Origin of the sequence: Ensifer sp. 22460, assembly GCF_052044935.1 — a bacterium.
GTDB lineage: Bacteria > Pseudomonadota > Alphaproteobacteria > Rhizobiales > Rhizobiaceae > Ensifer.
Map to the genome: position 1 here is coordinate 1 of NZ_JBQENZ010000057.1, position 12948 is coordinate 12948.

Annotated in this window: 12 protein-coding genes and 3 pseudogenes; 5 read left to right on the plus strand and 10 right to left on the minus strand. The window is 62.1% G+C overall.

From position 1 onward, the window contains the following. The 4 genes from ACTJKM_RS35545 to ACTJKM_RS35560 form a co-directional block, all read left to right on the plus strand. A partial coding sequence (locus ACTJKM_RS35545) for an isochorismatase family protein (RefSeq protein ID WP_440661232.1) occupies positions 1–367 on the plus strand: 367 nt, incomplete at its 5' end. Positions 368–565: 198 nt separating this feature from the next. Next, positions 566–1240, plus strand: coding sequence for a YoaK family protein (locus ACTJKM_RS35550; RefSeq protein WP_440639750.1), 675 nt, complete (start codon positions 566–568; stop codon positions 1238–1240). 56 nt (positions 1241–1296) lie between these two features. Further along, entirely contained in the window at positions 1297–2463 is a 1167-nt protein-coding gene (locus ACTJKM_RS35555; RefSeq protein WP_440661864.1) for a low temperature requirement protein A, read from the plus strand. A 55-nt stretch (positions 2464–2518) separates the two neighbouring features. Then, positions 2519–3763 carry a patatin-like phospholipase family protein gene (locus tag ACTJKM_RS35560; protein ID WP_162764843.1) on the plus strand — a complete coding sequence of 415 codons (1245 nt, stop codon included), beginning with the start codon at positions 2519–2521 and terminating at the stop codon, positions 3761–3763. A 104-nt stretch (positions 3764–3867) separates the two neighbouring features. Here ACTJKM_RS35560 and ACTJKM_RS35565 read toward each other — a convergent pair. The 10 genes and pseudogenes from ACTJKM_RS35565 to ACTJKM_RS35610 all read right to left on the minus strand — a co-directional run. After that, a pseudogene (locus ACTJKM_RS35565) lies at positions 3868–4194 on the minus strand (NADP-dependent malic enzyme); the annotation flags it as partial. 116 nt (positions 4195–4310) lie between these two features. Further along, positions 4311–4986, minus strand: a pseudogene (locus ACTJKM_RS35570) (3-oxoacid CoA-transferase subunit B). A 12-nt stretch (positions 4987–4998) separates the two neighbouring features. After that, positions 4999–5595: pseudogene (locus tag ACTJKM_RS35575) on the minus strand (CoA transferase subunit A). Positions 5596–5681: 86 nt separating this feature from the next. Further along, positions 5682–6209, minus strand: a complete 528-nt coding sequence (locus ACTJKM_RS35580) for a gamma carbonic anhydrase family protein (protein WP_440661865.1) — start codon at positions 6207–6209, stop codon at positions 5682–5684. Positions 6210–6267: 58 nt separating this feature from the next. Continuing rightward, positions 6268–7617: a dicarboxylate/amino acid:cation symporter gene (locus ACTJKM_RS35585; RefSeq protein ID WP_440661866.1), complete on the minus strand. Its 1350-nt coding sequence runs from the start codon at positions 7615–7617 to the stop codon at positions 6268–6270. A gap of 93 nt (positions 7618–7710) precedes the next feature. Continuing rightward, the gene (locus ACTJKM_RS35590; RefSeq protein ID WP_113515339.1) at positions 7711–8055 is read right to left on the minus strand and encodes a cupin domain-containing protein; all 345 of its coding nucleotides are present in this window, start codon (positions 8053–8055) and stop codon (positions 7711–7713) included. A gap of 4 nt (positions 8056–8059) precedes the next feature. Next, entirely contained in the window at positions 8060–9085 is a 1026-nt protein-coding gene (locus ACTJKM_RS35595; RefSeq protein WP_440661867.1) for a quinone oxidoreductase family protein, read from the minus strand. 12 nt (positions 9086–9097) lie between these two features. Next, a complete protein-coding gene (locus tag ACTJKM_RS35600) occupies positions 9098–9979 on the minus strand; it encodes a 3-keto-5-aminohexanoate cleavage protein (protein ID WP_440661868.1) in 882 nt (293 codons plus the stop codon). Positions 9980–10055: 76 nt separating this feature from the next. After that, a complete protein-coding gene (locus tag ACTJKM_RS35605; RefSeq protein ID WP_058330153.1) occupies positions 10056–10841 on the minus strand; it encodes an SDR family NAD(P)-dependent oxidoreductase in 786 nt (261 codons plus the stop codon). A gap of 27 nt (positions 10842–10868) precedes the next feature. Beyond that, complete coding sequence (locus ACTJKM_RS35610; protein ID WP_113515335.1) at positions 10869–11792, minus strand: dioxygenase family protein; 924 nt, start codon at positions 11790–11792, stop codon at positions 10869–10871. A 414-nt stretch (positions 11793–12206) separates the two neighbouring features. Between ACTJKM_RS35610 and ACTJKM_RS35615 the strand changes: the two genes are divergently transcribed. Then, positions 12207–12833, plus strand: coding sequence for a hydrolase (locus tag ACTJKM_RS35615; protein ID WP_058330151.1), 627 nt, complete (start codon positions 12207–12209; stop codon positions 12831–12833). Positions 12834–12948 lie beyond the last annotated feature (115 nt).

Consider the following 12948-nt stretch of genomic DNA (forward strand, 5'->3'; position numbering starts at 1 on the left):
GAAAATCGTCGTCTCGGGGCTGTGGACCGAAGTCTGCAACACCACCTTCGCGCTGTCGTGCATGCATGACACCGACTACGAGATCTACATGGTTGCCGACGCCTCCGGCGGCACCTCGGCCGATGCGCACAAATACGCCATGGACCGCATGGTCCAGGCCGGCGTTATCCCGGTGACCTGGCAGCAGGTCCTGCTCGAATGGCAACGCGACTGGGCCCGCAAGGAAACCTACAATGCCGTCACCGCACTGGTGAAGGAGCATTCCGGCGCCTACGGCATGGGCATCGATTACGCCGTCACCATGGTTCACAAGGGTGACGAACGCGTCAGCCACGGCAGGACGATCGGCCCCAACCCGGCAAAGTGAGCATCACTGGATCCCCTGGTTTGTCGCCCAGACGGACCAGGGGACCCGCATCGCCCTGTCAAGACTCGTTTTCATGGGCGCACCGCGGGATCAGAGCTCGCTTCACGCCATGCCAGGTGACACCAGCGTCGACGGTTTCGTTATCGCTACAATCGAGAATGTCGCTAGGGCTCAAACAATAGGGGGTAGCGGCATACGATGCTGAACATACTTCGCGGGAAAAGCAATTCACTGGCACTGGCGTTCATTTCCGGGTTCGCTGACGCACTCTTCTTCATTCACTTGGGCGGCCTTTTCGTCGGGCTGGTTACGGGCAATGTCGTGCTCCTCGGGCTCGGACTGGCCGGTCATGAAAAAGGCGGCCTGCGCGATCTTCAGATCATGACCTTCCCGCTCTTCATGGTGGGCGCGGGCCTGGCCGCCATCCTCGTCGCCTGGATCAAGCCTCTCGAGCGCGCGACATTCTGGACGCTCATCATCGCCGCGGCCGCGTTTGCAACGGCCGCCCTTCTTGCGATCTTCGATGCCGGGCCAGTATCCGCATGCGCCCTTCTCGCCGTCGTCGCGATGGGGATGCTGACGGCGATCGAGCGTCTCGACCCAAGGCTCGGCCCACCGTTTTCGCTCATGACGGGCAACATTGCCGGCCTCGCAGTCGCTGCTGCCCGTCGCGTCATCGGCTACACCGAGAAGCCGGAAGAGTGGGGGCAGTCGCTGACGTCGATCAGCCTCGTGCTCGGCTTTGTGATGGGGTGTGCTGGCGGAGCGTTTGCGCAAGTCACGGTGGGCGTTGCGGGAATGCTCTTCCCGGCTCTCTTGCTGCTCCTGGTCGGCCTTTTCTATTCACCGCAAGACACGAAGAAGCCGGGCTGAACGATGGCCGCCGTCGTTTTGCCGCCGCCAAGCGTGATCTCGAAGGGAGGCCAGCCTTGTCCGCGATAGCCGCTTTCAGCCTGCCCCCGCGCGATCGTAACGAGGTCAACCGCGGCTCGACCTCCCTCGAACTGATGTTCGATCTGGCCACCGTCGTGGCGGTGGCCGCCGCCGCCCATGGACTGGCGCATGACATCGAAACCGGCGAATTCGGGCTCGGCGTCGTCCGGTTTGCGTGCAGCTTTTTCATGGCCTGGCTGGCCTGGGCGAACTACACATGGTTCGCCTCGGGCTATGACAACAAGTCGGCCGCCTTCCGTGTGGTGACGATGGTCATCATGTTCGGATCGCTTACCCTTGCCGGAGGGATCCGGAGCGGCCTCGGCGATGAGCCGCATTGGCTCGTCCTCATCGGTTTCAGCATCATGCGACTGGGCATGATCGCCCTTTGGCTCGGCGCGGCGAACGGGGATCGGCATGCCCGCCCGGCGGCCCTGCGCTACGCGGCCGGGATCGGCGGCATGCAGGTCTACTGGAACACCCTGATCATCACACTTTCCCCTGAAGCGCCGCTTTACTTTCCGCTCTTTGCGCTCGGTGCCGCTGGCGAGCTGGCCGTACCGTTGCTGGCCGAGCGCGGGACCGCCAGCAACTGGCATCATGGTCACATCATCGATCGCTACAACTCGTTCAACATCATCGTCCTTGGTGAATGTTTTGCCGCCATCGCCTTGATTGTCTCGGATCCGGCGACCCCAGAATTAAGGCACTTCTGGTGGGCGGCCCTGTGCTCCATCATCGCGTTTTCGATGTGGGGACTATACTTTGACCGCAACGAACAGCTGCTCAGCCGCAAACTTGGCACCGTTCTGACCTGGGCCTACGGACATTGTGTGCTTTTCGCGGCTGGGGCGGCGACGGCCGCCGGTTTTGCGGTGTTTCTGAGCGTCGCCCGCGACGGGACCGTTTCGCAACAGCTTGCCGCTCTCGCCTTTTGCATACCGATCGCGATGTACCTGACCGCCCTCTGGCTGGTTCGCGACCGGGCGTCCAAACATGGCTCGATGCACTGGCTTCTCTTGATCATGGCAGCGCTCGTGCTCGCAAGCAGCGCGTTCGCCTCCCATGCTCTGGAATTGATCGCAATGTTGCTGGCGATCACCGTAACGATACGTCGCCGACTATATCCGGTAAGCCTGCATGCGGGCGGCGAACACGACTGAAATCGGCGCAAGGAAAGGGTGGAGAAAAAGGATGGGGGATTGGAGGGCGATGTCGTTGTCAGCGACCATTTTTACGCGCATTCACGGATTTCGATCCTCAATCATGCCGCTCCTTTTTGCATCCGGTCTACTGACGGCATGTGTCGCCGGGCCGCGTATCTCGGTTCCGGCAGAACAGGCTTCGGCTGTGCAAATCGAACAGGTGGACCTTGCCCGCTTCTGGGGAGACGAGGTCACGCCCACTCTACGTTCGCTCATAGCGCAACAGTACACGCAGACACACGATGCGGCTCGCTCAGGGCGTCGCCCGTCCACCGCCGTCAATCATGTCGACTTTCTTGCCATTTCGGGCGGAGGCGCCGACGGCGCTTTTGCCGCCGGATACCTGACGGGCTGGAGCGAGAGGGGCAATCGACCGCAATTCGAGGTCGTGACTGGCGTCAGCACAGGCGCTTTGGCGGCTCCGTTTGCCTTCCTTGGGCCGTCCCACGACCGGGAATTGCGCGAAGTTTTCACGCAGTATGGTGACCGCGATATCTATAGAAATCTCGGCCTGTTCGGCGTGATGGGCCGTGGTCTCTACGATAATGGGCCGTTGCGGCAATTGATCGGTCGCTATCTCACCGAAGAAATGGTCGCAGAAATTGCGGCGCAGTACCGCATCGGCCGGCGTTTGCTGGTCCAAACCACCAACATTGATGCCCAGCGTCCTGTTGTCTGGGACCTGTCCGCGATCGCGGCCAGCGCGCGCGCCGATCGTCGAGAGCACATGATCGACATCCTGTTGGCGTCTGCGGCCATACCTGCGGTGTTCCCACCGGTTCGGATCGATGTAAGGCTGGACGGTCAAGCCAGACAGGAATTGCATGTCGACGGCGGGACGGTGGCGCAGCTCTTCTTCGCCCCTCCCAATATAGAGCTCTCCGGATATGAGAGGCGCTACTTTGGTCATGCCCGCTCGCGAACACTCTATCTCATCCGCAACGGGCGATTGACGCCCGAGTACGCAACGGCAGAAGAAACAGCGCTCGGTATCGCCCGCCGTTCTATCGAAACGTTGATCAAGTATCAGGCAATTTCCGATCTGATGCGCCTGCAGATTCAGACGACGGCCGCCCGAGGTCAGCTTTATTACGCATCGATCCCGGATCAGTTCACACGGAGCCCGAAAAGCGAATTTGATCGAAACTACATGCAACAGCTCTTTGCCGCCGGTCACGACGAAGGCCGTCTTGGGCGGTGGCGCAAGCAGCCCCCGCTTACGCCGGTGCAGGCGGCCGAGCAGCGCAATCCTGGCTGACGTTCGTCAACGCCTGCAGCCGGATCACGGGCTGCAGCGCTCATGGCTGCAGCCGCCGATATCTGCTCAGCTGCCGTCGGTTCCAAAGGCGGCGATCGCCGCCAAATTGACGATGTCGGAATCGCGCGCCTTGAGCGGGACGATCTGCCCTCCACCACAGGCTTTGATGCGAGCGCCCCGAGGTTTCCGAGGCCGAGAATGGCCGTACCGTTGGAAATCACGGCCACCATGTTGCCGCGCGTCGTGTAATCGAAGGCGCGGGATGGGTCTTCCGCTATCGCCTTGACGGGCTCGGCCAATGAAAGGTCCCGCTGCGTCGCCATCGGTTTGGTCGGCGTGATCTCGAATTTGCCGGGACGCCCCATCGCATGAAACTCAAGCGCCTCGGCGGCGGTTACCGAGGCTGCGGAGTGGATTCTTTTCGACGACATCAGTTCGTTCCCTTCGGCAATATGAATACGATCGGCAGCGACTGCCGCTAGCGATGCTTGAAGTTGGTAAACCGCGGCAGCAGTCGCGGTTGCACACCGGCAAGTTCAAGCGCGGGTCAGGCGCTCACGGCGAGCCGCGATGAAACGACGATCTCAGTGCCGGTGGTGGCTCTGACGTCTTCGATCATCACGGCATCGGCAAGTTCAAGAACCTCGAATGCAGCGGCATCGCCGCGCAGCGGCTTGAAGACGCCGAGGTCCGTAATGATGAGACCGACCACGCCCTTGCCCGTCAGGGGCAGCGAACAATGCGGAACCAGCTTTGGTTGAATGGAGCCCGTCTTGTCCTTTGCGACATGCTCCATAACCACCACGACGCGCTTGACGCCGGCCACCAGGTCCATCGCTCCACCCATGCCCTTGACCATCTTGCCCGGGATCATCCAGTTGGCGAGATCGCCATTGGCCGCCACCTCCATGGCGCCGAGGATAGAGATGTCGATATGCCCGTCGCGGATCATGGCGAAGCTGTCGGCAGACGAGAAGAGGCTGGTCGTCGGCAGCGCGGTGATGGTCTGCTTGCCGGCGTTAATCAGGTCGCCGTCCTCATCGCCCTCGAAAGGGGAACAGCCCCATGCCGAGCATTCCGTTCTCGGATTGCAGTTGCACGCTCAGGCCGGGTGCGATGTGATTGGCGACCAGCGTGAGAATGCCGATGCCGAGATTGACGTAGAAACCGTCCTGCAGTTCTTTAGCGGCGCGCGCCGCCATCTGATCGCGATTCCATGCCATCGGTCAGTCCTCCTAAGCCGCAGTCCTCGGTCTGGTCGTGCGTTGTTCGATGCGTTTTTCGGGATTGGCGACGTGCACGACGCGGCCGACATAGATGCCGGGGGTATGGATCCCGTCGGGGTTCAGGTCGCCAGCCGCCACAAGTTGCTCGACCTCAGCGACCGTGAAGTCTGCCGCGGTGGCCATCATCGGGTTGAAGTTGCGGGCCGTGTAGCGATAGATCAGGTCCCTTCACTATCGCCCTGCCAGGCATGTACGATGGCGAGATCACCGCGCAGCCCCTTTTCCATGACTAGGTTTCGCCGCCGAATTTGCGGGTCTCCTTGCCGTCTGTAGTGCCGACCCCGGTGCGCGTGTAGAAGGCCGGGATGCCGGCGCGGATGCGCTCCGCAAGCGTCCCCTGCGGGGTGAACTCAAGTTCGAGTTCGCCCGACAGGTACTGCTGTGCAAAGGTCTTGTGCTCGCCGACATAGGACGAGACCATCTTACGGATCTGGCGCGAGTCGAGGAGGACGCCGAGACCGTCCCGTCGACGCCGGCATTGTTGGAAATCACGGTCAGGCCGGTCACACCGGATTCGCGGATCGCCAGGATCAGGGCTTCCGCGATTCTTGAGGCGACCGGCCAAGGCCTCGGTCGCGCTGCTCATTACCTTCTTCACGGGTGTACTCCCTTGTCGATGCGCGGCGCTGCCGCTAGCCGTTTGAGGCGAGATGGTCGCGATACCGGATCGCGTTGCGGACGTAGCGCCCAGCCGATGCCTTGAGACGCTCGGATTCCTCGGCCGAAAGCGTCTTCACCAGCTTTGCCGGCGAGCCGAGGATCATCGAGCCGGGCGGGAACGACTTGCCTTCCGTGACCATGGCGCCCGCCCCGACGAGCGAGCCTTCCCCGATCTCAGCGCCGTTCATGACGATCGCCCCCATGCCGATGAGCGAGCTGTTTCCGATCGTGCAGCCATGCAGGATGACGCCATGGCCGATGGTGCAGTCCTCGCCGATCACCAGGGGAAACCCCGGATCGGTATGGAGGATCGCGCCGTCCTGCACATTGCTGCGGGCGCCGACGTCGATCAGTTCGTTGTCGCCGCGCAGGACCGCGCCGAACCACACACTGGCGTCCTTTCGGATGCGGATCCTGCCGATGACCTGAGCATCCGGCGCGATCCATCCGAAGTCTTCATCCAGCACCGGCTTGCGGTCTTCGAGATCGTAAAGGGCCATTTCACACTCCCATGGTAACTATGGACCGGTGCGTGGGGCCGCCGTCNCCCCACCGCCGTCAGATCTTCGAGGCGAGTTCCGGGGTCGCAATGACATCCAGGTCGTCGACGGCCTCGGTATCGGCGAGCGGACTGCCGGCGAGCGCCGCCTGGAGACGGGCCTCATCGAGTTCGCCCTCCCACTTCGCCATGACGATCGCCGCAACGCCATTACCGATCATGTTGACGAGGGCGCGTGCCTCGCTCATGAAGCGATCGATGCCGAGGATGAGCGCCATGCCGGCCACCGGGATCGCCGGCACCACCGAAAGCGTGCCGACAAGGGCGATGAACGAAGCGCCGGTGACGCCCGATGCACCCTTGGAGGTGAACATGGCGACCCCGAAGATTGCCAACTGCTGACTGAGAGAAAGGTCCGTATTGGTCGCCTGAGCGACAAACAGGGCTGCGAGCGTCATGTAGATGGACGACCCGTCGGTGTTGAATACGTAACCTGTCGGCACGACCAGACCGACGACGGGTTTGGCCACACCGGCATTCGTCAACTTTTCCATGAGGCTCGGCAGCGCTGAGTCGGACGACGAGGTGCCGAGCACGATTAGGATCTCTTCCTTGATATAGGCCAGGAATTTGAGGATGCTGAACCCGGTCCACCATGCGATCAGACCGAGGACACCAAGCACGAAGATGATGCTGGTGAGATAGAAGGTGCCGATCAGGAAGGCGAGCGGTCCGAGCGACGACACGCCGTATTTGCCGATGGTGAAGGCCATGGCGCCGAACGCGCCGATGGGGGCGAGGCGCATGATCGCGTTGATCGCACCGAACACGAGATGCGAACCGGCCTCGATGACATCACGGATCGGCTTGGCGCGATCGCCGAGATGCGACAGGACATAGCCGAACAGAACCGAGATCAGCACAACGGGCAGGATATCGCCCTGCGCGAAGGCGTCGACCACGGTCTTCGGCACGATGTTCATGAGGAATTCGGTGACGGATTGCTCCGCCGCCTTGCCGGCATAGACATTGACGGCGTCGGTATCGAGGGTGGCGGGGTCCGCGTTGAAGCCGGCGCCCGGCGTGAGCACGTTACCGATCACCATGCCGATGGCGAGCGCCAGAGTCGAGACGACCTCGAAATAGAGAAGGGCCTTGCCGCCGACACGGCCGACCTTCTTCAGGTCGTTCATGCCCGCAATGCCCGAGACCACCGTACAGAAGATGACGAGCGCGATCACCATCTTGATCAATTTGATGAAGGTGTCCCCGAGGGGCTTCATTTCGATGGCCGTTTCGGGCCAGAAGTGACCGAAGACGATCGCGATCGCGATGCTGATCAAAACCTGTATGTAGAGTATCTGATACCAAGGCTTGCGCGGCTTTGGCGTGGCGGAAGCATGCGTCATGAAAGGTCCTCCCTTCGGAACGAGCAGGATTGCCGCGACGGGCAACCCGTCACGTGAACTGGCATCGAAATTTCGAGATAGCGGCCGCTTGCCTTACGGCGGCTGGGTCGTCGGCATCACCAAGAGGATCGTTGCCGGCCGGTCCGTCGCATTATAGAGCTTCCGGCCTTCCGCCGGTGCAATGCGGCAGGAATCCCATGGCTCCAGAACGACCTCCTCGTTGCCGTTCGAAACCGTGACCTTGCCGTCGAGAACGACGTAAAGTTTTTCGACGGGCGAACTGCTAAGGGTCGTGCCGCCGCCTGGCTCCAGCGTCGACACTCCGAGCCAGGCCGTATCGGACGGCCTGGCCTCGAGACCCTGCAGGCGAACCATCCTCATCTTGTCGTGGCCCGGCGCCTGGTAGGGCGGAGCGTCTGTGAACTTGACGAGGTGCACGGCCTCACGCTCCCGGAACGAGCACGATGCGGTCGCGCGAGGACGCCATGACGGCCTGATAGGCCTCGTGAGCGTTTTCGAACGAATAGATCGCGGTTTCTAAGATGGGAATCGGCTTGAGCTTGCCGGCGGCAAAGCCCGGCGCCATTTGTTTGAGGATCGCGCCCGTCTCGACCGAGTTCAGCGAAATCGTGTCGATGCCGACATAGGTGTGCTGCCCCTTGTAGAAGGCAAGCAAGTCAAAGTTGACGAAACGGTCGATCGCCGAGATGAAGATCGCCCGACCCCGCACGGCAAGCGACTTCTGGCCGATCTCGTAGAACGGGTCGCCGACCGTGTTGTAGACGATATCGGCGCCCTTGCCGTCCGTCAGTTCACGAACCCGCGCCGGCACATCCGTCTTGTCGGCGGCAATGACCTCGATCGGCGCATTGGCGTGCCCCTGATAGGCCTCGTCCCGGCGCACGACGCCGATGACGCGCGCGCCTCGCCAGGTTGCGATCTGGGCCGCCGCCTGCCCCACCTTGCCGTTGAGGCCGAGAATGAGCACGGTCTCGCCGGCTGCGGGCAATCCGGCCCGTTGCAGACCCTGCCAGGCCGTGACGAAGGGCACGCCGATGCCTGCGGCCGCCTTGATGTCGATGCCATCGGGAACCTCGACGACGGCGTCGGCCTCGACGATCATGTGGCTCGCCTGCGAACCGTTCTGCCGGATGCCGAGGTCACCGGACGAACCGAAGACACGTTTTCCAATCAGGTCCTGGGGGCCCGCCACCACCTGGCCCGCGAAATCGCGGCCAGGCGTTCGCGGAAACACCGCATAGGGCATCAGGCCCGTTGCCGCCTTGGCATCGGAGGGATTGACGGCCGCCGCATGGATTTCGACGAGCACCTCGCCTGGCCGAAGAGGCCGAAGCGGATGCGTCTCGATGGGGAGCTCGATCGCGTCGTAGCTCGGCGCCTTGGCATGGAGACGCAGGCCCCGCACCGTCGTTGCCGCTTCAATGTTCAAATCTTCGTTGTTCATCATCAAGGCCTCCTGTCACGCAGCTTCGCGCAAGCCGAGAATGCGGCGCGCTTCGGATGGATTGGCGATCTGGGCCCCCAGATCTTCGGCGATGCGGCGCGCTTTCTCGACGAGGGCCGCATTGGAGGGCGCAAGCACGCCGCGTTCGATATAGACGGCGTCCTCGAGCCCGACCCGGACATTGCCACCGGCCAGATAGGACTGGGCGACCATCTGGAAGGCCGAGCGGCCGATGCCGATGGCGGTGAAGGCGGCATCGGCCGGCAGCAGCCCGCGGGCATAGAGTACGGTCTCCGGCGACGGCTGGAAGCCGTACTTCACGCCCATCACGAAGGAAGTCAGGAGCGGGCCGTTGAACGTGCCGTCGGCGATCAGGTCATGAAGCAGGGCGATATCGCCGGAATCGAACAACTCGATCTCTGGCTTGACGCCGGCGTCAGCGATCACCTTCGCCATGCGGCGGATATTGGCCGGCGTGTTGATGACCACCTGTCCGCCCGAATTCATAGTGTTGAGATCGAGCGTGCAGATATCGGGTTTCAGCGCGACGACATGCTCGACGCGGCGCTCCGGCACCATCAGCGTCGTGCCCTCGCCCGCGATCTTCGGATCATGCTCTGACGGTTCGAAGCGGCCGCCCGGCCCCGTTGTCAGGTTGATGATCAGCTCGGAATTCTTCGCACGGATGCGATCGAGCACCTCGCGGTAAAGATCGAGTTCCATCGACGGCCGCCCGGTCTTGGGATCGCGGACATGGATATGGGCGATAGCCGCCCCGGCATCTGCCGTTTCCAGCGCGGAATCGGCAATCTGTTTTGGAGTGATCGGCAAATGCGGCGTCTGCTCCGGCTGGGTAATATTGCCGGTGATCGCGCAGGTGATGAACACTTTCGACAGCGGTGCGCGTGTTATGGTTTCCTCCCGTTTACCTGGCTAGAGCGTCCTTTGTGCGTTTGTCTGAACGCACGGCGCTCTAGAGCGCCCGGCCTCCGTCGACTTGGATGATATGCCCGGTAGAGTAGCGGAGCATGGTGGCGCAGGCGGTGATCGCCGCGGCAATGTCTTCGGCGGTGCCGATGCGCTTCAGCGGCGTCGAGGCCTTGACCTTGTCGTTAAAGTCGGCGCCGCGGCCCGGAACAAATTCGGTATCGACGACGCCCGGCGAGACCGCCAGCACCCGGATTTCCGGCGCAAGCGCCCGCGCCAAAGCCTTGGTCATGACGTCGATGCCGGCCTTCGCCGCACAATAGGCGATGGATGAACCGACAGCGGTGAAGGAGGCGATCGAGGAGATCGACACGACCAGTCCGTCGCCAGATGCCTTCAGCAGCGGCGCAAAGGTACGGACGGTCGCGAACTGGCCGCGCCAGTTGACTTGCAACATGAGGTCGATGAGTTCGTCGGTGAGCCCATCGAGGTCGGCATGCGGGACGGGCTTGGTGAAACCAGCGGCATTGACCAGGATGTCGAGGCGGCCGTGTTTGTGTTCAAGCGTCGTGCGAAGTGCGATGAGCGAAGCGGTGTCGACGACATTCGCCACATAGGCGGCATGAGGCGCGCCGAGTTCCTTGATCAACGCTTCGGCCGCCAGCGCATCACGCTCCGTGTCCATATGCGTGACGACGATCGTCGCTCCTGCCGCTGCGAGCATGCGGCTGGTTGCGGCGCCGATAGCGCCGGCGCCACCGACGACGAGTGCAACCTTGTCTTCGAGCGAACGGGGATAGGTTTCGCGTTTCAGCTGTTCTGTGTTCGACATGAGATACATCCGTTTTTTATGTTGGGGTCAGCGGATCGGCGGAGCCGGAAGCTTGGCTTCGCCGCGTTCCATCACGAATTCATATTCAAGCCGGTACCAGGCGCCGGTCACATCGGCAGCCGGCGGCGCGCCGGCGCCTTGCGTGAAATCGCCGATCAGGTGGCGGGTGACGCCGAACACCACATCGCTTTCCAGATGCTCGTCGTCATCGACGAATATCTGGGTGATGAGGGTTTTGTAGCCCGGCTTGAAGCAGAGGAAATGCAGGTGCGCCGGGCGGTAGGGATGGCGGAGTTGCGCGCGCAGCAACTCGCCCACCGGCCCGTCGGTCGGCACCGGATAGCCCGCGGGCTTCACCGAGCGGAAAGAAATGCGACCCTGCGCATCGGTCCGGAATTTGCCGCGCAGGTTCATGTTTGACTGGTCCGGGTCCTGGTTCTCGTAAAGGCCGGCCGGAGACGCCTGCCAGACGTCGATCTCGACGCCTTCGATCGGCTTGCCGTCGGGATCGGTGACGCGGCATTCAGCGAAGAGGGCCGGGCCGGACGTATGCGAGCGGATGATCGAACCTCCGTTTTCGGTCGACGGCGAATGCATCCGCCAGAAGGGCCCGAGCAACGCCACGGCAGTTTCCGTGGCGCCGTTCTGGCCGTTGTTCAGCAGGCAGACCAGGGTGGAAAAGCCGAGCGCATCGGAGAACAGCACGCCCTCATTGTGAGCGTCGTTGGTCGCCTGCCCTATCCGGTTGAGGAAATCGATCCCCTGCTCGAATTCATCCTCGCTGAGGCGGACTTCGCGGGCGAAGGCATGCAGATGCTTGACGAGCGATTCCATGATTTCCCTGAGGCGGACGTTGGTCGCTCGCGACATCGCGTCGAGCACCACTCCCGTCACCTCCGCCTGATTTTCGATAACGTGGGTGGGCCTAGCCTTCGTCTCTGCTGCGTCCATGGGATCTCTCCAACTATGCAATCGATTGCATGTCCTTTAACGCAATCGATTGCATAATGTCAAGAGCATGAAGGAGTGCTTTTTATCGGGGACTCAAACAGAGGTTTGCTTCCCGTGAAGACACGGATTCGCTTGCACGCGGCGCACGCCAAGGCCATCGCGGGGACAGCGCTAGCCACATCGCCGGGGCAAGACGTGGCTCGCCCCAAAGACCACGCGCGAAGTGCGGGTTTGATCTTGCGCAGCGAAGCGGGAAGCGGCCACGCGCCTGATCGCGTGGGCGTGCGTCGACGAACGCGGTCACAGCCGAGCAAATCCAAGTGCTTTCGGCAAAATGCCGCCTTTACATTCAAGCCGCCGGCAAGTCGGAGCACTATCTTTTCCAGCTGTCAGCTATTCCTTGGAGTAAAAGAAATGACGCCCCTTCCGCTTCTGACACCCGACGAGCCATTGCTCCTGATCATCGACCAGCAGGCTGGACTCGCCTTCGGCGTGGGATCCGGCGATCGCCAGTTGCTGGTCGGAAACACAGTGGCCCTCGCCAAAACTGCGCGCGTTTTCAACCTGCCGATCGTCGTGTCGACCTCCGCATCCAAGGTCTATAGCGGCCCCCTGATGCCGATGATCAGGAGCGTCATCCCGGACGTTCCAGTGATCGAGCGGCACAACATGAATGCCTGGGAGGACGACGGCGTCCGTGACGCGGTTGCCAAAACCGGCCGCCGCAAGCTCGTCGTCTCCGGTCTCTTGACCGAAGCATGCGTCTCCTTCCCCGTTCTTTCCGCGCTTGCTGATGGTTATGAGGTCTTCGTCGTAGCCGACACATGCGGCGGCATCACCGCGGAGAGCCACGCTCTTGCGCTGCGAAGGATGGAGAAGGCAGGCGCGACGATGACGTCCTGGCTGCAGCTTCTCCTCGAGCTTCAGCGGGACTGGACGCGCAAGGAGACCTACGATGGTGCCCGGGCGATCGTAGAAGCGCATGCGGGCGGATACGGGATCGGACTTGCCTATGCGCGTGACATGATTCACCCGGTTTGATCAGATGGGACGTTGCGCCATTTTACGCAATTCAGTCGAAATCATTATTGCAATTCAGCAGCGCAACCCGGTCGGCTACACCTGCTCTCACCAAACAAGTTCACCCCAGACCGGC

Coding starts and splice junctions, on each gene's coding strand:
- ACTJKM_RS35610 (WP_113515335.1), bottom strand. CDS start 11,792: ATGGACGCAGCAGAGACGAAGGCTAGGCCCACCCACGTTATCGAAAAT.
- ACTJKM_RS35580 (WP_440661865.1), bottom strand. CDS start 6,209: ATGGCCCTTTACGATCTCGAAGACCGCAAGCCGGTGCTGGATGAAGAC.
- ACTJKM_RS35585 (WP_440661866.1), bottom strand. CDS start 7,617: ATGACGCATGCTTCCGCCACGCCAAAGCCGCGCAAGCCTTGGTATCAG.
- ACTJKM_RS35595 (WP_440661867.1), bottom strand. CDS start 9,085: ATGATGAACAACGAAGATTTGAACATTGAAGCGGCAACGACGGTGCGG.
- ACTJKM_RS35550 (WP_440639750.1), top strand. CDS start 566: ATGCTGAACATACTTCGCGGGAAAAGCAATTCACTGGCACTGGCGTTC.
- ACTJKM_RS35605 (WP_058330153.1), bottom strand. CDS start 10,841: ATGTCGAACACAGAACAGCTGAAACGCGAAACCTATCCCCGTTCGCTC.
- ACTJKM_RS35615 (WP_058330151.1), top strand. CDS start 12,207: ATGACGCCCCTTCCGCTTCTGACACCCGACGAGCCATTGCTCCTGATC.